Source organism: Micromonospora sp. MW-13, from assembly GCF_003434305.1.
Classification (GTDB): Bacteria; Actinomycetota; Actinomycetes; order Mycobacteriales; family Micromonosporaceae; genus Micromonospora.
Genome location: NZ_QKKX01000074.1, coordinates 20,793 through 37,753 on the forward strand (window position 1 = coordinate 20,793; position 16,961 = coordinate 37,753).

Sequence of the window (16,961 nt, forward strand, 5' to 3'; positions counted from 1 at the left end):
CGGCGCGACCCGCAGGATCACCGGCTCCGCCCGCCCGGCCCAGGGTGAGGCGGTAGACGTTGTTGTACATACCCGTGCCCAGCCCGACAGCGGGCACGGGCGTGGCGTCGCCTCCGAAGGCCCGTCGGCAGACCTTCCCGATCTCCTCCGCGGTCAGTGGCTGCTGGAACGCCTCCGCGCGGCCCGCTAAACCGGCTGGAGGTCCATGCCGCTCAGGATGCCCCGCCCGGAGGCTGTTCGTCACATACACCGCGTACGGCGGTACCGCGGCACAGCGGCCGCCCTGGTCCCGCTACATCCGGCGCCGGTTTGCTATCGCGCGGACCAGCATGACCACCCAGCCGACTGCGGCAACCGCGCCGGCCACGGCGAGCCCGGTGAACAGCAGCCAACTGTTGCCGCCCCGGGCGGCGAAGACCCCCCTGCGGGCGCCGGTGTCGCGGGCCGCCACGACGGCCCCCGACGTCAGTCCATCCGGCTCGCCGTAGACGATGACGTCGTTGCGCGGCGTTCCGTCCCCGTCCGGGACGAAGTCGCCGTGCCAAGTGCAGGCGCGGCCGCACTCCTCGTATCGCGCAGTGAATGTGCCCGCCACGCCGTCACCGGATTTCGCCCGCCAGGCCGGGGCAACGTCGGGTGCGGCAACGGCCAGCCCGACGAGGGCGAGGACGGGAAGCCCAATCCACAGCAGGAACTTCATCCCCCAGCCAGCCGGTCCGTCAGCCACGAGCACACCGTAACGAGGCCGGGCAAGCTGTGCTGTCACAGGTACTCACCGTCGCGCCGCCGCCCAGTGGCCAGCCGCCCCGTGTTCCCCGCATGCTCCCTGCGCCGCCCCAGCCGTCAGCGCGATGCCTCGTGGTGGTTCTGAGGTCGCCCGACCTACTGGAAGCACCGTTGTTCCCGAGCCGCCGTACTCCTTTGGCCGCCAGTCGCGACAGCCGAAGGGTTGTTCGAACTGACGTCCTCCGCACACGATCACCCCACCCCGGCGCGTGCGGCGGCCAGAGCCGTGGCTGCGGCGCGGTCCGCCGCCTCGTCGTCCAACGCTTCCCCGGTGTTGAGCAGGGCGTAGTACAGGGGCGCGGAGACGTTGGCGATGACGCGGCCGGGGTCGGTCCCGTGGGGCAGTTCGCCGCGTCCCATGGCGTCGGTGACGCAGCCGGCCCAATCGTCGATGCGTACGGCGTAGAAGCGGTGTAGCGCCTGGGCTGCCTGTTCGTTGCAGAGCGAGGCGGCGATCAGGGCCTTGAAGAGACGTCCTTGGCGGGGGTCGGTCAGGGTTTTGACGACCAGTCGCGCGTTCTCCTGGAGATCCTTGTCCACGCTGCCGTTTCGGGCGCGGGGCAGGGACTGTTCGGCCATGTGGTCGAGAAGGTCGGCGGCGAGTGCGCCGGGGGTGCCCCAGCGGCGGTAGACGGTGGTCTTTCCCACGCCTGCGGTGCGGGCGATCTCGGCGAGGTCCAGGGCGTCGAACCCCTTCTCGGCGAGGGTGTCACCGGCGGCTTGCAGGACGGCTTCGCGGACGCGGGCGGTACGTCCGCCGGGGCGGATGCTGCCGGGCTGGGGTGCGGTGGCCATCGGGTTGACTCCTTCCCCACAAGGGCCCGTATCGGGACTCGGGTTCCCTTAAGACGGCGCTCGGTGCTACGATTCCCATCGTAACGGAACGGAAGAACCGTTTAGACGGGTGGGCTGCCCCCGCATCACCGACGACGCCTCGCGCAACGACTGCTGTCGGCTCACGTCGACAGACCCGGAAGAAAGTTCCTGTCATGTCCCCCACCAAGCCCGCCCGTGGGCGCTGTCACGCCGCCTCCCGCTGCCGATGCCTTCCCGCCGCAGCTGACCGGCCGTCTCAAGGTGGTCAGCGTGGACTACCGGCTCGCGCCACGGCACCGACACCCGAGCGCCATGCAGGACGTCCTTACCGCCCTCGCCTGGGCCACAGACCACGAGGCGGGAGCGCCTGTCGCGGTGGGCGACGACAGCGCTGGCGGCACACTCGCTGTCCCGCTAACGGCACCTCTCTGTGTCAAGTCGTTGGCAGCAGAGAGGTGCCGTTATCCACAGACCCTGAGTTAGTTGGTTTCGCTTCCTTCTTGGCGGGTGTGCCGGTGTTCGTCCTGGCCGCGTGGGCGTCGTAGTGACTCTGCCCAGCGGCCCCGCTACGGGTACGTCGCCGTCTCAGATGAGCCCGTGGGCGAGCATCGCCTCGGCGACGAGCCGGAAGCCGTCGATGTTGGCTCCGGCGACGTAGTTGCCCGGCATGCCGTACTCGTCGGCGGTGGCGTAGCAGCGGGCGTGGATGGTCCGCATGATCTCCCGCAGCCGCTGCTCGGAATGGGTGAAGGTCCACGAGTCGCGGCTGGCGTTCTGCTGCATTTCCAGCGCGCTGGCCGCGACTCCACCGGCGTTGGCCGCCTTACCGGGCGCGAACCGCACCCCGGCCTCGGCGAAACCCCGCACCGCCTCCGGCGTGGTGGGCATGTTGGCCCCCTCCACCACGATGGTGCAGCCACCCGCGATCAGGGTGACCGCGTCGGCGGCGGTGAGCTCGTTCTGCGTCGCGCAGGGGATCGCCACCTGGCAGGGCACGTCCCAGACCCGGCGACCTGCGACGAACGCGGCGTGCGGGCGGGCGTCGACGTACTCGGCGATCCGTGCCCGGCGGACCTCCTTGACCTGCTTGAGCACGTCGACGTTGATGCCCTTCTCATCGCGTATGTAGCCGGAGGAGTCCGAGCATGCCACCACGGTGCCACCGAGCTGATGCACCTTCTCAATCGCGTAGACAGCCACGTTGCCCGAGCCGGAAACCACCACCCGCTTTCCGTCGAGGCTGTCACCGCCGTCGGCGCGTAGCATCTCCTCGGCGAAGAACACCGCACCGTAGCCGGTAGCCTCCCGGCGCACCTGGGCACCGCCGTAACTGAGGCCCTTGCCGGTCAGCACCCCGGACTCGTACCGGTTGGTGATCCGCTTGTACTGCCCGAACAGGTAGCCGATCTCCCGGCCACCGACTCCGATGTCGCCGGCCGGCACGTCCGTGTACTCGCCGATGTGCCGGTACAACTCGGTCATGAACGACTGGCAGAACCGCATCACCTCCCGGTCGGAGCGGCCCTTGGGGTCGAAGTCCGACCCACCCTTGCCGCCACCGATCGGCATGCCAGTCAACGCGTTCTTGAACAGTTGTTCAAAACCGAGGAACTTCACGATCCCCAGATAGACCGACGGGTGGAAGCGAAGACCTCCCTTGTACGGGCCCAGAGCACTGTTGAACTCCACCCGGAAGCCGCGGTTGATGTGGACCTCACCGCGATCGTCCTCCCATGGCACCCGGAAGATGACCTGCCGCTCCGGCTCGCAGATCCGCTCAATAATCTTCGCTTCGGCGTACTCGGGATGCCTCTCCAAGGCCGGCACGACACTGTCGAGCACCTCCCGCACCGATTGGTGGAACTCGTCCTCGCCAGGGTTGCGCCGCACCACCGAAGTGAAGATCGACTCTAGCTTGTCCTGTGCCGACACATATACTCCTCGGTGTGCAAACATGGCCGGTTTGCCCCGCACGCTGGGCGACCCGCAGGTCACCTACACCGCCACGACCACGCCAAGATCACAATGTCACTGTCGGAAGCAACCGTCGTGGTACGGCAACGTCGGCGTATTGAGCGAGAAGCTCCGGCAGGACGAGAGCTTCTCACGGACCTTGTCCCTGACAGCCTCCGTCGTGGTTCAGTGTGACATTCCCGCTACTGGTCCCGTTCCCAACGGTGCCGTTTCGCGAGGTGACGGCGCCGCCGATACGCGCCACGGCCTGCCGCGGAGTTGCTGGCCGGGGTATCGGACGGCCGGCCGTCGCGGGGCCGGGACCATCCGGCTGGTCGTCCTGACGCTCGCTATGGCGACGGCGGCGGGGGTGAGTAGCTATGCATCGGGTCGACGATCTGGCGGGTCTTGCCCCAACGTCGACCCGCAGGCCGTCGACTCGGCGATTGGAACGTGGGCCGCAAGCCGGTGGCTGGCGGCGACACCGCGCCTGCCGGACACGACGATGCCGCTGGACGAGCGACGCGCCCTGCTCATGTTCGCGCGCTACGGCAGTGACACCACCGACGACCACGACCAAAGACTCACCGCCGAAAACACCCCAACCTGGCGATACGACCAAACCCACATAGCCGGCAAAATACGCGCTGAGACGTCCTCTAAATAGCACTGCTACCGCAGGTCCTCACAACGGGAAAGCCGGGCCTGTGCATGACGCCAAAGTGCTGTTGCGCGCTGGCTACTGACTCGCACCCCCGGATAGGTGCACGCAGTGACCTGGCCGGAGCAATGCTCAAGACCTGTGGATCGACCGGGATGGGGCCGTACCTTCCCGGTGATCGATTCGTGTAGGTCTCGAGCAAGGCCGACGTTGCAGCGTCGGTTGGGAAGGCACGCCCGTGCTGACTGTAGTCACCGAGGACGGGCAGCGACGTGATGGCGTCTCGCTGCTGGATGACATTGTTCGTGAGGGGGCGCGGCGGATGTTGGCGGCCGCGTTGGAGGCCGAGGTCGACGCCTACCTGGCGGAGCTGGCAGACGAACGCGACGAGCAGGGCCGGCGGCTGGTGGTGCGCAACGGCCATGCGCAGCCCCGGCAGGTGACGACCGCGGCCGGCGCGATCGAGGTGGTCGGCCCGCGGGTCAACGACAAGCGCGTCGATCCGGCCACCGGCGAGCGCCGCCGGTTTCGATCGGTGATCCTGCCGCCGTGGTGCCGCAAGAGCCCGAAGATCGCCGAGGTGTTGCCGCTGCTGTACCTGCATGGCCTGTCGAGCGGGGACTTCGTGCCCGCGCTGGAGTCGTTCCTGGGCTCCGCGGCCGGACTGTCGGCAGCGGCCATCACCCGACTGATCAAGCAATGGACCGATGACTATCACGCGTGGTGCAAGCGGGACTTGTCGCAGGTTGACTACGTGTACGTGTGGGCCGACGGTATCCACGTCAACGTGCGCTTGGACGAGAACAAGCTATGCCTGCTGGTCATCGTTGGAGTCCGTGCCGACGGCAGCAAGGAACTGGTCGCCCTCGCTGACGGCTACCGCGAGTCGACCGGCTCGTGGGCCGACCTGCTGCGCGACTGTGCCCGCCGCGGTATGCGGGCCCCGGTCCTCGCGGTCGGCGACGGGGCATTGGGATTCTGGGCCGCGCTGCGCGAGGTGTTTCCCGAGACCCGCGTCCAGCGGGACTGGGTGCACAAGGTCGCCAACGTCCTCGCCGCACTACCGAAGTCCGCCCACCCCGGCGCGAAGACCGCCCTGGCCGAGATCTACAACGCCGAAGGTAAGCAACACGCCGCAGTGGCCGCGAAACGATTCGCCACCGCCTACGGGGCGAAGTTCCCCAAGGCCGCCGCGAAGATCACCGACGATCTCGACGTGCTGCTGACCTTCTACGACTACCCGGCCGAGCACTGGATCCACCTGCGCACCTCCAACCCGATCGAGTCGACCTTCGCCACTGTGCGCCACCGCACCCGCGTCACCAAAGGGCCAGGAAGCCGGGCCGCCGGGCTGGCCATGGCGTTCAAGCTCATCGAGGCCGCCCCGGACCGATGGCGGGCCGTCAACGCCCCACACCTGGTCGCCCTGGTCCGCGCCGGCGCCGTCTTCGTCGACGGGCGCCTCATCGAGCGACACGACCAGGCAGTGGCATGATCACCTTACTGACCGCGTTGGCCGAACTCACCCACCAGGACGCCCGGCAGCGCGACCTCGCCGCCGAAGCCCTCGGCGACCTGCTGCGTACCGGCACGCTCGACGCCGCCGATGCCGAAGCTGCGGTGACCGCGCTTGTCGACCCGGCTATCAACGATCCGGACGCAGCCGTAAAGGAGTCCGCGCTGCACGCCATAGCCGAGGCGTTCGATCACTATGAGTTGCCGCTGCGGCTGTTCCATCCCCTTCAGCGACAGCTGCCGGCGATGCCACCGATCCTGCTCGCCGAGTACGCCCTCGACATCCTCGCCGCCACCCACGACCCCGACGCACACTCCACCATCGATGTGTTCGTCAATCACCCCGAGCCGCCAGTACGACGCGCCGCAGCCCAGGCGATCGCCGAGCTATCAGGCCGGAGCGGCTTAATAGGACTACTGCATCCACAACTCTTGACAATTGCTCACATCGCCGCCAGGGCGGGCGATGTGCAAGAGGTGGCTCGGCTGGTAGCCGCAGGCGCAGTCGTGGACGCCGGCAACTACCGTATGTATACGCCGTTGCACATCGCCGCCGGGATGGCGGCGTCCGAGGTCGTCGCGGTGCTGCTGGCCACCGGCGCGGACGCCGGGGCCCTTTCGACATTCAAGACCACACCGCTGCATGAGGTGGCCCGCGGTGGAGTTGGCGCTGCCACCGATGCTCCACTGGAGATCATCGACAGGCTCCTCGCCGCTGGCTGCCCGATCAACGCTGTGGACAGCACCGGACGCACCGCGCTGTGGCATACGGCGGCCACCGGTACCGCACCGTGGCCAGCCGAGCAACAGGCCGCCCGCTGCCGCGTCCTACAGCGCCTGCTCGATCGAGGCGCTGATCCCTGCATCGCAGCGCGCGGCACGCAAGGCCGGCCGATCGACGCGGCTCGGGGATTGCACCAAGCCAAGAAGTATCGGATCGAGTGGGCCCAGGGCGCGGCGCTGCTGGAAGACCACGGCCAATGAGCGGATCGATTCTCGGTCGGTGAACTGGGTCGTCGACGGCTGCATGCACAGGTGCTGGCCTGGTGGGACCAGGCGCCCGACGCACGCTCATCGGCAGATGCGTGCAGTTCCGAGTGGCGGTGCCGACGACCTCAACCGTCACACACCGTTATTTAACGCAGGCAAGATCATCGTCAGGTGGGGCCAGTTATGGCCGTCCTCGTGGACGGCGGGAAGCCGAGCCGAGCTCAGCCGCTCCGCCTTCTGACTGCCTCGCCGTACCGGCGGGTGGCTACGCCCACTCCCCTGCGAAAAGCGGCTCGACCGGGCGATCCCGGCGTCCGATCCGCAGGTCCCCGAAGATCGTGCTCCGCGCCGCCCGTTCGACCTCCGCGTCCAGGTCGATCCGTAGCTCCTCGGAGGCGTCGTGGGCCGCGCCGACGAGGACGAGTTCGGTGCCGGCATGGTCGAGGAAGTTCGGCGGGTCGAGCGGGGCGAAACGACGGCCGTGGAACTTCCCCTGCAGCTGGGCGGGCAGTTTGACCTTCTGGTCCCCGCGCAGCCCGACCCTGGGCGGGGAGGGTGCTTGCGGGTTCTTCACCGTGATGATGTAGCTCGCCTCCGGCTCGATGCTCAGCTCGTGCTGCGGCGCTCCGAGGCGCAGCGGGAGTTCGAGTTCGTACGCCAGATGGGTGTGGTCGTCGTGCCGGGCGATCACGTACGCCCCCTCCGCCACCGGCCGGGCCGGCGGCTGCTCCCGTCCGCCGCGGGTGTTTGTCCGGTACGCGCGCGCCTGGAGGGCCTTGTGCAACTGCTCGGGCCGGTCCACCACCTCGTCGACGAACGCCCAGAAGCGGTCGTGCTGGTCGATTCCGGGCAGGCGCTTGCGCCCGACCACGAGCAGCCGCAGGTGTCGTCCCCGCCACGGGTGCATCACGACCAGCAGCCGCTGCACCTCCTCCAGCGAGTCGACGTGCTCCTCCTCCACCCGTGGCCGGTAGAGGAAGTAGATGTCCCCGTCTTCAAGTACCTCCGCCATCCGTGCCGGGTACCCGCAACCACGGCCGGGCAACGCCGGCTCCGCACACAAGCCTCCGCACCGATCCTTCGCAGAAACAGGGGTGCGGAGACCCAGACCATCAGGTAGGCGAGTACGGACCGGCAAGGCCATGCCGAGTCGCCCAACCGCATCCAGAGCAGTGATCCACCGGTTTGCGGCGCGTCGGCCAGGGTAGCCCCAGACAGCGAGTTGCCGCGACGAGGAGACGTGGATGCAACGCGGGTGGCCGGCGGTCCAGCTCAGCCTGATCACGGGAGGCCTCTTCCATGGTCCAGAGGTTGCGCCCAGGCGTTTGGCGGATCTCCGAACATTCTCGCGTCTCCACCGCGGAGCTCTTCTTCGACGTGGTGTTCGTCTTCGCGTTCATTCAGGTCACCACGCTGATGACCGCCGGCAAGGGTGGGCTCGGTGTCGTGCACGGGCTGCTTGTCCTGACCCTGCTCTGGTGGTTGTGGTCGCTCTTCGCCTGGCTGAGCAACCGGGTACGGGCAAACTTCGGCCTGGCCAGGCTCACCCTGCTGGCGACAACGCCGGTGTTGTTCGTGCTGGCGGCTATCACGCTGGACGCGTTCAGGGATGTTCCCGGCGGCGTGGCAGCCCCTGTCGGGTTCGTTGGCTGCTACGCCACAGTCCGGCTTCTGTACCTGGGACTACGCTGGTACGCCACGCCGAGCCTGCGGGGCCACGAGATCGTGTCGCTCACCGTGCCGGCGCTCGCCGCCATCGGCCTACTGCTCAGCGCCGCGTTGCTGCCGCTGGGCGGGCTCGGCAGCACGACAACGCTGGCCGGCCAGATAGCCCTGTGGGTACTGGCCATCAGCATCGACTACGGCACCGGGATGGCGCTACCCGTGCGTCGGCAGATCTTCTCCGCCCGGCACTGGGCCGAGCGACACAACCTGATCATCATCCTGGCCTTAGGCGAGGTGCTGGTGTCGATCGGCGTCACCGGCAGCTACCTGCACGCCACAGCGAGCTTCCTCATCGCCTCGGCGCTCGCCGCCGTCATCGCCTGCTCCCTCGAATGGATCTACTTCGACCTCTCCGCGCTCGTCGGAGAGCACGCACTGCGCACCGCCGACCCGCTCCACCGGGTACGACTCGCCCGGGACGCCTACACCTACCTGCACCTACCCATGATCGCAGGGATCATCCTGCTCTCCCTCGGACTGAAACACACGCCCGGCCTCATCGAGACCGCCAACTCATACAACCGCGGCGATCCGCTCGACCGGACCGGCCGGTACGCGATGTACGGCGGCGTCGCCCTGTTCCTGCTCGCCCACGCCGCGTTCCACGGGCGGCTAGGTCACGGCATCCTCATCGTCATCTGGCCCCGACTCGGCGCCGCCGCACTCCTGCTGGCCCTACTGCCGGTCACCGCCTGGCTGCCCGCTCTGCAGGCCCTAGCCGGCCTTGCCGGGGTCTGCCTGGTGACGGCTGTCACCGAGTTCCTAATCAGTCGCCGGCACCGGTGGCGACTGCGCCAGACGCTCTTCGAAGAGGCGGAGGGCGAACTCACAGCCAGAGGCAACAGCGACTCGGGCGGAGGGGCTATCCCGTAGGAGCTGACGCGGGCCGCCACCGGAACGCGTCGCTGACCATCAACCGAAGCATCGAAGATGCTTGACAGACCTCGACGCAGCCTGGCTTGAATGCGCCTCCATGATCTACGTCCACGTAGAGGTGACCCGGCAGTCCCAGCGGTCGACCACAGACAAGCTCGGTTATCTGTTCGATGCCTGACGTAGGGGCCACCAAAAGGAGTCAGGGCCGGTCTGAACGACCGGCCCTGAGGGTGTTACTGCTGGTGCGCCGCCAGGGACTCGAACCCCGAACCCGCGGATTAACTACCTGTACGGCCTGTCCTCGCAGGACTTCGTGCCCGCCCTGGAGCAGTTCCTGGGCACCAGCGCCGGGCTGTCCGCGGCCACGATCACCCGGCTCACCGTGCAGTGGCAGGACGAGGCCCGCGCCTTCAACGGGCGGGACCTGTCGGCGGCCGACTACGTATACGTGTGGGCCGACGGCGTGCACCTCAACGTGCGCCTCGACGAGGCGAAACTGTGCCTGCTCGTCGTGGTCGGGGTGCGCGTCGACGGCCGCAAGGAACTCATCGCACTGGCCGAGGGCTACCGTGAGTCGGCCGGCTCGTGGGCCGACCTGCTACGCGACTGCAAGCGGCGCGGCATGCGCGCCCCGGTCCTCGCCGTCGGCGACGGTGCGCTCGGGTTCTGGAACGCGCTACGTGAGGTGTTCCCCGAGACACGGGAACAGCGCTGCTGGTTCCACAAGATCGGCAACGTTCTCGCCGCCCTCCCGAAATCGGCGCATCCCGGGGCGAAGAAGGCCCTCGCGGAGATCTGGAACGCCGAGGACCGTGACCACGCCCGCCGCGCCGTGGCCGCGTTCAAGCTCGCCTACGGGGCGAAGTTCGGCAAGGCCGTCGCCAAGGTCGTCGACGACCTCGACGAACTCCTCGCGTTCTACGACTTCCCGGCTGAGCACTGGGTGCATCTGCGCACCACCAACCCGATCGAGTCGACCTTCGCCACGGTCCGGCACCGCACCAAGGTCACCAAGGGGCCCGGCTCGAAGGCCGCCGGCCTCGCGATGGCGTTCAAGCTGATCGAAGCCGCCCAGCAGCGGTGGCGAGCGGTCAACGCACCGCACCTGGTCGCCCTGGTCCGCGCCGGCGCCCGCTTCGAACGCGGCAAACTCGTCGAACGACCCGCCGCCGAGCCCGTCACGAGCACGGCCACGGCTGCCTAATCAAGATTTCTCATCCACAAGTCTTGACTATTGCTCACCTGGCCGTCGCTGGCGGGGGCTGCGCCGACGAGCAGCCACCGAGCAACCGGACGTCCACAGGGGACGAAGAAGCAGAGAGCCTGATCGGGCCGACCGCGATGCGGATCTGCGCGGCCACCCTCGGCGTCCACCACTTCGTGCTGGACATCGGGGGCAGGCGGGTGCACATGGCCGAGTCGTCGTCCGACGAGTCCGCGATCGAACGGGCCGCGGCGGCGGTGGGTGGGGTGGCCGCCAGCCGGGCCCTCGGCGCCCGCATCCGGGGCAGCGACGGCTTCGCGCGCTACGACAGCAACGATCGGCAGGATCAACGGCGGGCAGGACGCCGCCGTACCGCCGACGAGCTGCCGCGCCGAGGGCGTGGTGTTCTCGGTGCCGGACATGTCCCGTGACGACGTGCGGGAGCTGCTGACGTCGCGGCTGCGCGAGCTGACGCCGGGCCACGCGGCGCTGCGGCTGACCCGGATGTCGTTCCCGGGAACACCCCGGCGGAGGACGGCGCCTGTCCGCCGCCCTCCGCCGGCTGCCCTGGCTACCGCCGGGCGGCCGGCGGAGCACCCCGGCTTCCCCTCCCCCTGCGACCTGCGGCTCTACCGCGCCTTCGCGTCGGCCGCCTGCGGCCCGGGAAGCCTGGCGCAGACCCACGCGCCCGACGAGCACGTCGGTGCCGACGACCTCGTCCACTACGCTGAAGTGATCAGCCACCTGATCGTCAAAACCACCGGCGCCGATCTTAAAATGGAAGAAACGCTATGACCGAACCACGACTCCACGCCACTGTAGAGATTCCGGAGAATGCGGTGCAGGCGCTGTTCTCCAGCCGCGGACTGACGGTATCGAGAATCACGCCGATAAGCGGCGGCATCATCAACACCAACATGCGGGTCGATTGCGACGATGCGGCCTACCTGTTGCGCGTCTACCACAGCGAGCGCAGCGTCGAGGAGATTGAGTTCGAGCTGTCGGCCCTGCGCCACATCACCGACGCCGGACTGCCGGCGCAGCGCCCGGTCGACCCGGCCGGCACCGGCCCGGCACGGATCGACGGCCACCTGTGCGCCATCCTGACCTTCATCGAGGGCGAGGTCCTCGACGAGGCGGATCTCTCCCGGGAGGTCTCACGGCAGACGGGGCGGCTGCTGGGCGAGATGCAGAACGCCCTCGCGGAGTTCACCCCGGCCGGCCACAAGGAACGCTGCGACGTCGACTTCATCGACAGCCTCGTCGAGGAGTCGACCCGGCTGCTGCGCGAGCACGGCGACGACGAGTTCGCCGACTGGATCGCCGCCACCTGGGTGCGCGCGCGGGCGCCGTTCGCGGCGGACGACCTGCCCCTCGGGTTGGTGCACGCCGATCTCTATCCGGGTAACACCATCGTCCGCGACGGCATGATCGTCGGCGTCATCGACTTCGACGACGCCTACTACGGCACGCAATTCTTCGACGTCGCGATCGCGGCCATGGAGTTCGCGTTCCGCGGCGACACGGAGCTCGACGTCTATTTCGTCCGCGAATTCCTGACCGCGTACGAGGAGGTGCGCGGCGGCGTCGACGACAGCCTGTTGCTGGAGGCGATGCTGTTGAATTGTTTCCGCTTTTTCGGCTACACCCTGCCGTTGACGTTCCAGCAGGACGAGCCGGCGGCCAAGAACGTCTATGCCCAGCGGATCGCGCTGTTCGCGGACGAGGCGTTCCGGCGGCGCATGCTCGACCAGCTCGGGAGGTGCTGAGTGAGCGGCCACCGGGATCCCGTGGACGAGCTGGCGCATCAGTTAAAGGCTGTAGTTGGGCGAGGTGCAGCTTTCAATCGGGCGTGCCGAACTGCAGCCAGACGCGGATCCGCTCGGTGACCTTGTCGCGCCCTCCGAGGGCGTCGCGGACCTCGGCGGTAAACGTGGCTCGGCCCTGCATGGAGGGCAGTCGGTCGGCCGACATGGCGGAGAAGACGCCGCCAACCATGTCGTCGATGGTGAGCGGAGCGTCGTATTGCACCAACGACTCCGTGTATCGGTAGCCGGCGCGAACGAGGGCGTTCTGGTTGTGTAGGCGGCCGGCCTCGTCGGTTTGGCACGTCGCTGTGACGGGGTGCCCGAGCAGCCGTTCCAGGCATTCGCGCAGTGCCCCGGACCACTCGGCGTCCTGCAGCCATAGCGGTGCGCCGTTAGTGACCACGGCGACGCCGCCGCCTGGACGCAGCAGCGGTCGGACGGCCCTGAACAGCGCGTCGCGGTCCATGAAGTGGATAGCGACGGCAACGGTCAGCGCGCCGATCGTCCGGTCGCCGAGTAGCCGGCCCAGCGCGGGCAGGTCGCTGTCATCGCCGAGCAGCCACGTGGCGTTGGGTCTTGCAGCGTTGAGGGCGGCCTGGCGGGCCAAGGCCAGCATGTCCGGCTCCGGGTCCATGCCGATGACGGCCCCGACCCGGGCGGCGAGCGGGAGGCTCAACTGGCCGGTGCCGCAGCCGAGGTCGACCACCGTGTCTGCGGGGCCGAGGCCGAACGCTTCGACGAGGGCGTCGAGCACCTCGGGCGGGTAACCGCGTCGGTGCCTCGCGTAGTACGTCGCCACCTCACCGCTGAAGCTCGCTCTCACTTCGACAGCCTGCCGGCAGCACAGATCGGGAAGCGAGCGATTCTGCTTAGGGCATGGTCAAGGTGTTGCTGCTTGCGCAACGCCACGGCGAGGTCCTCGGTTGCGGAAGCTGTAGCCATGAGCTTGTTCTCAAGCCGCGTAGCGCTGCTCTTCCACGCGTTGGAGGTGACGCTCACCCGCGTCGGCCTCGGCCTGCCGGATCCAGTTCCGCAACGCCTCGTGATGCACGCCGAGCTGCTCGGCCAGGCGCCGGATCACCGGCTTCGGGTCCGACTCGCGGTACAAGCGCACAGCGCGCTGGCGTAGCTCATCGGGGTATCTCTTCGGTGCTGCCACGGACGACTACCTCCCCACGGCCATCAGATTATGATCAAGAAACTCTGAGTTCCCCCCGCTTTGATGGAGCGATGAAAGTGGGGTGGCTCACCACAAGGCAAGCCACCTCAGGTGTCACTTCCTGGTGGCAGACCAAGCTTCATCTCACAATCGTCAGCTTGGCGCCGAAATCCTGGAGCTTCTACATCGCGGCGTAGCCGGACCCAGCCCGAACGACTCGGTCCAGTGCTGCCTTGGCCGCCGGGGCAGCCAAGGCAGCAGTCACGGATCAACTAGCGATCCGGCCTATCGCGCCATAGCCGAGCTGCCGCGACGGCGTTTGGGCATCCACGTCCAGACCCGGATCCGGACGCCAGTCCGCCATCAGGGTCACCCCCGGATCAATCAGTTCCATACTCTCGAACCAGGACGTGAACGTCGCCTTGTCCCGCACGTAGAGGGTCGCACCGACCCCGGCCTGGTAGGCGGCGACCATTCGGTCTACCTGTGCTCTTGTTTCGGCGTCCACCGTGTCGGCGGTGAGGTGGGAGATCGCGAGGTAACTGCCAGGTGCCAAGGCGTCCCGGTACGCCGCGACGAGCCCCTTCGGGTCATCCTCGTCGGAGACGAACACGAGCAGCCCACCCATGATGATCCCCACCGGCTGAGAGAGGTCGATCAACTCGCGGGTTGCTGGGTGTGCCCACACCTGCTCAGGGTGCCTTCCGTCGACTTCCGCCATGGCGGCGAGCGGCTCCTTCGCGAGGATCTCCTCGCCGTGGATGACGGCCGATGGGTCATTGTCCACGTAGATCACCCGCGCGCGGGGGTTGAGGGCGTGCGCCACCTCGTGTGTGTTGTTGGCAGTCGGCAGACCCGCCGCGATGTCGATGAACTGCTCCACCCCCTGCGCCACCAGATGCCGCACGGATCGGCGCAGCCAGTCCCGGTTACCGCGAGCCAGCAGGTCGACGCTGGGCAGCATCAGCTTGATGCGCTCCGCTTTCTGCCGGTCGATTTCGAAGTTGTAGAGGCCTCCCAGATAGTAATCGTAAATCCGTGCGATGTTGGCGTTCTCCAGGTCAACTACCGCCCCATCCAGGCGGTTGGTGATTGCCGTCATTCGAGCCCCTTCGGAGGTTGCTACGGCGCGGGACCGGCTCGCCGGTCCGCCACATGCTAATCCGACAACCATGGATAGTGCGATGCGCTGTCCACCATGGATTCGGCTGTTTCGACGTTCTTACGGCAGTCGCCGCTCGTGGTCGTTGCTTCCGCCTGGCCCGCGACTACGAGACCCACCCCAGCACGTCAGCGTCCATGATCCGATGGGCCGCCCTCGGCGGCATGCTCCGCCGTCTCACCCGAGGCAGACCCGCCAGCCGCCAGCAACGCCACACGTTCAACACACCCGACTAACGCAGAAACGCTCTCTTTAGACAGTTCCCGGTTGGCGCAGCGTCTGCTCGTCGATGCCGAGGTGCCGCGCCATGGCCTGGCGCCCTGTTGTGGTGATGGTGACCGCACGGCTGGTGCCGATACGAGTGATCCAGCCGGCGGTGAACGCGTGCCGGCACAGGGCGGCGCCGACCGTGCCAGCCAGGTGAGGACGACGGACGGTGAAGTCCAGGCAGGCGCGTAGCACCGGTCGACGGCTGTCGCCGGTGTCGGGTAGGGCGATGCCGAGATCTTCCAGCCAGGTCAGTCCGTCGGTGGTCAGCGCCAGGCCGTGACGCCAGGTCAGCAGACCCTGATGGGTCATGGCCTCAGCGATAGCCACCGCGACGGTGCCGGCCAGGTGGTCGTAGCACGTTCGCGCATGCGCCAGCGCGCGATCGCGGTGCACGCCGGACAGCGACCGCGCCGGCGCCGGATGGTGCCCGGCCGCGGCGGCCACCGCCTCGATCAGCGAGGCGGTGTGCGCGTCGGCCAGCTGCAGGTAACGGTGCCGGCCCTGACGATGCTGCACCAGCAGGCCGGCGGCGACGAGCCGATCGGCGTGCTGGCTCAGCGTCGATACCGCCACCCGGGCGTGGCGGGCCAGCTCACCGAGGGTCCAGGCGCGGCCATCAAGCAGTGCCAGGCACACCGTCGCACGGGTGTGGTCGGCCAGCAACGCCGCCCAGCTGGCCACCGCCGCGGCCGCGCTCCCGGAATCCATCCGCCAATCATGACGCACCGACGTTTCGGCGACCACCGAAGTATCCCGGCCCTACCGTCGACGACCATGACGACCCTCAGCGACCCGGCGGCCACCACGCACGTGACGATCAACCCGAAGATCTTGTACTTCGGCACCCCGGTGGTACTGCTGAGCACCGAGAACGACGACGGCAGCGCCAACCTGGCCCCCATGTCCTCGGCCTGGGCACTCGGCCACACCATCGTGCTCGGCCTGGGGACCGACGGGTGCAGCGGGCACAACCTCACCGCACGCCCGGACATGGTCGTCAACCTGCCGGCCGCGCACCAGTGGCAGGCGGTCGAACGACTCGCGCCGCTGACCGGCCGACACCCGGTACCGGCAAGCAAAAGTGACCGTTTCCGCTACGAACCAGCGAAGTTCACCGCCGCCGGCCTGCGCCCACAACCCTCGGTGCGCGTACGCCCACCACGAGTGGCCGACTGCCCTCTGCAGTTGGAGGCGCGCACCACCGCAATCCACACCGCTGCCGACGGCGATTTCTTCATCATCGAGGCCCAAGTGCTAGCCGTACACGCCGACGCACGCATCGTCGTAGCCGACACCGGCCACATCGACCCCGGCGCCTGGAACCCACTGATCTACAACTTCCGCCACTACTTCGGCCTCGGTGAACAGCTCGGGCACAGCTTCCGCTCCGAAACCCCCACCAGTAACCCCGGCGGGTCACGGCCTAACGAATCGGACTGAGATAACACGAAGCCGCCCGCCGCAGCCGTGCTCGCCGCGGCCGACGCTGGCGAAGAAGGCGCCCGGCAGCGCGGTCGCGCGCCCGCCGTGCTGCCTCCTGACCTGGACGCCGTGCTGGCCCTCCACGTCGGCCAGCTGGACACGGTAACGATGTTCGGCGCCGACACCCGCCGCGCCTACACCTCCCGAGTCCGCGGATGCCTCGCCTGGCTCGCCGCACTTTTACCGACCTATTGCCGCTTTCCGGCGTACTCCGATCGCCCTACCGGTCAAGATCGGGTGCTTGGATCTGCCGCAGACCGCGCCCAGGGGCAGTGGCGACCCGAAGGCAGCATTCGGACAGTTCTGATATCCCACATCGCCGGCAGACATCACCCGCGCGGTGCGGCCACTGCCAGCCGGTGTGGTCCCGGACGGGAAACTGGTGGTGTGGCAGCACGAGCCGACGAGTTTCGCCCTGCTGCAACGACGGGTCACCGCAGGGACCGGCCTGCTCCGGATGGCCCGGCAGCATCCCGCGCACTACGTCGTGTTCGATCTGTTGGCCGATGCGGAGGGGCGCTCATGGATGCGCCGCTGGCGCGGCGGCGGGCGCG

Annotated in this window: 16 protein-coding genes and 1 pseudogene; 9 read left to right on the forward strand and 8 right to left on the reverse strand. The window is 68.1% G+C overall.

From position 1 onward, the window contains the following. Positions 1 to 292: 292 nt before the first annotated feature. Complete coding sequence (locus C5N14_RS27625) at positions 293 to 727, reverse strand: hypothetical protein (protein ID WP_128763679.1); 435 nt, start codon at positions 725 to 727, stop codon at positions 293 to 295. Positions 728 to 978: 251 nt separating this feature from the next. Continuing rightward, a complete protein-coding gene (locus tag C5N14_RS27630) occupies positions 979 to 1,581 on the reverse strand; it encodes a TetR/AcrR family transcriptional regulator (RefSeq protein ID WP_117672241.1) in 603 nt (200 codons plus the stop codon). Positions 1,582 to 1,863: 282 nt separating this feature from the next. Here C5N14_RS27630 and C5N14_RS34315 point away from each other — a divergent pair, with 282 nt between their 5' ends. Next, entirely contained in the window at positions 1,864 to 2,085 is a 222-nt protein-coding gene (locus tag C5N14_RS34315) for an alpha/beta hydrolase fold domain-containing protein (protein WP_371685920.1), read from the forward strand. A 102-nt stretch (positions 2,086 to 2,187) separates the two neighbouring features. On the opposite strand, the gene gdhA is transcribed toward C5N14_RS34315, so the two are convergent. Then, entirely contained in the window at positions 2,188 to 3,534 is a 1,347-nt protein-coding gene (gdhA, locus tag C5N14_RS27640; RefSeq protein ID WP_117672244.1) for an NADP-specific glutamate dehydrogenase, read from the reverse strand. Between the two features lie 920 nt (positions 3,535 to 4,454). On the opposite strand from gdhA, the gene C5N14_RS27645 reads away from it, so the two are divergent. Together C5N14_RS27645 and C5N14_RS27650 are read left to right on the forward strand one after the other, a co-directional pair. After that, positions 4,455 to 5,711 carry an IS256 family transposase gene (locus C5N14_RS27645; RefSeq protein ID WP_117672246.1) on the forward strand — a complete coding sequence of 419 codons (1,257 nt, stop codon included), beginning with the start codon at positions 4,455 to 4,457 and terminating at the stop codon, positions 5,709 to 5,711. Next, entirely contained in the window at positions 5,708 to 6,715 is a 1,008-nt protein-coding gene (locus C5N14_RS27650) for an ankyrin repeat domain-containing protein (protein ID WP_117672248.1), read from the forward strand. The genes C5N14_RS27645 and C5N14_RS27650 overlap by 4 nt, the downstream gene beginning before the upstream one ends. Before the next feature lie 271 nt (positions 6,716 to 6,986). On the opposite strand, the gene C5N14_RS27655 is transcribed toward C5N14_RS27650, so the two are convergent. Then, positions 6,987 to 7,733 (reverse strand): hypothetical protein, encoded by a 747-nt coding sequence (locus tag C5N14_RS27655; RefSeq protein ID WP_117672250.1) that lies wholly within the window; start codon positions 7,731 to 7,733, stop codon positions 6,987 to 6,989. Between the two features lie 287 nt (positions 7,734 to 8,020). Between C5N14_RS27655 and C5N14_RS27660 the strand changes: the two genes are divergently transcribed. From C5N14_RS27660 to C5N14_RS27675, 5 genes and pseudogenes are all read left to right on the forward strand, one after another. Further along, positions 8,021 to 9,319, forward strand: a complete 1,299-nt coding sequence (locus C5N14_RS27660) for a low temperature requirement protein A (protein ID WP_117672252.1) — start codon at positions 8,021 to 8,023, stop codon at positions 9,317 to 9,319. Between the two features lie 286 nt (positions 9,320 to 9,605). Continuing rightward, positions 9,606 to 10,526 (forward strand): annotated as a pseudogene (locus tag C5N14_RS27665) (IS256 family transposase); the annotation flags it as partial. A gap of 23 nt (positions 10,527 to 10,549) precedes the next feature. Further along, positions 10,550 to 10,957, forward strand: a complete 408-nt coding sequence (locus C5N14_RS33485; RefSeq protein WP_243640100.1) for a hypothetical protein — start codon at positions 10,550 to 10,552, stop codon at positions 10,955 to 10,957. Then, entirely contained in the window at positions 10,947 to 11,321 is a 375-nt protein-coding gene (locus tag C5N14_RS27670; RefSeq protein ID WP_243640102.1) for a hypothetical protein, read from the forward strand. The genes C5N14_RS33485 and C5N14_RS27670 overlap by 11 nt, the downstream gene beginning before the upstream one ends. Further along, positions 11,318 to 12,295 carry a phosphotransferase gene (locus tag C5N14_RS27675; protein ID WP_117672256.1) on the forward strand — a complete coding sequence of 326 codons (978 nt, stop codon included), beginning with the start codon at positions 11,318 to 11,320 and terminating at the stop codon, positions 12,293 to 12,295. Before C5N14_RS27670 ends, C5N14_RS27675 begins: the two co-directional genes overlap by 4 nt. A gap of 73 nt (positions 12,296 to 12,368) precedes the next feature. Here C5N14_RS27675 and C5N14_RS27680 read toward each other — a convergent pair whose 3' ends face one another. The 4 genes from C5N14_RS27680 to C5N14_RS27700 form a co-directional block, all read right to left on the reverse strand. Continuing rightward, positions 12,369 to 13,157, reverse strand: coding sequence for a class I SAM-dependent methyltransferase (locus C5N14_RS27680; protein WP_117672258.1), 789 nt, complete (start codon positions 13,155 to 13,157; stop codon positions 12,369 to 12,371). A gap of 129 nt (positions 13,158 to 13,286) precedes the next feature. After that, positions 13,287 to 13,493 carry a transposase gene (locus tag C5N14_RS27685; RefSeq protein WP_117672260.1) on the reverse strand — a complete coding sequence of 69 codons (207 nt, stop codon included), beginning with the start codon at positions 13,491 to 13,493 and terminating at the stop codon, positions 13,287 to 13,289. 268 nt (positions 13,494 to 13,761) lie between these two features. After that, the gene (locus tag C5N14_RS27690) at positions 13,762 to 14,595 is read right to left on the reverse strand and encodes an SAM-dependent methyltransferase (RefSeq protein ID WP_165878250.1); all 834 of its coding nucleotides are present in this window, start codon (positions 14,593 to 14,595) and stop codon (positions 13,762 to 13,764) included. 312 nt (positions 14,596 to 14,907) lie between these two features. Continuing rightward, positions 14,908 to 15,633, reverse strand: a complete 726-nt coding sequence (locus C5N14_RS27700) for a helix-turn-helix transcriptional regulator (RefSeq protein WP_117672266.1) — start codon at positions 15,631 to 15,633, stop codon at positions 14,908 to 14,910. Between the two features lie 66 nt (positions 15,634 to 15,699). On the opposite strand from C5N14_RS27700, the gene C5N14_RS27705 reads away from it, so the two are divergent. Next, a complete protein-coding gene (locus C5N14_RS27705; protein ID WP_117672268.1) occupies positions 15,700 to 16,365 on the forward strand; it encodes a flavin reductase family protein in 666 nt (221 codons plus the stop codon). Positions 16,366 to 16,961 lie beyond the last annotated feature (596 nt).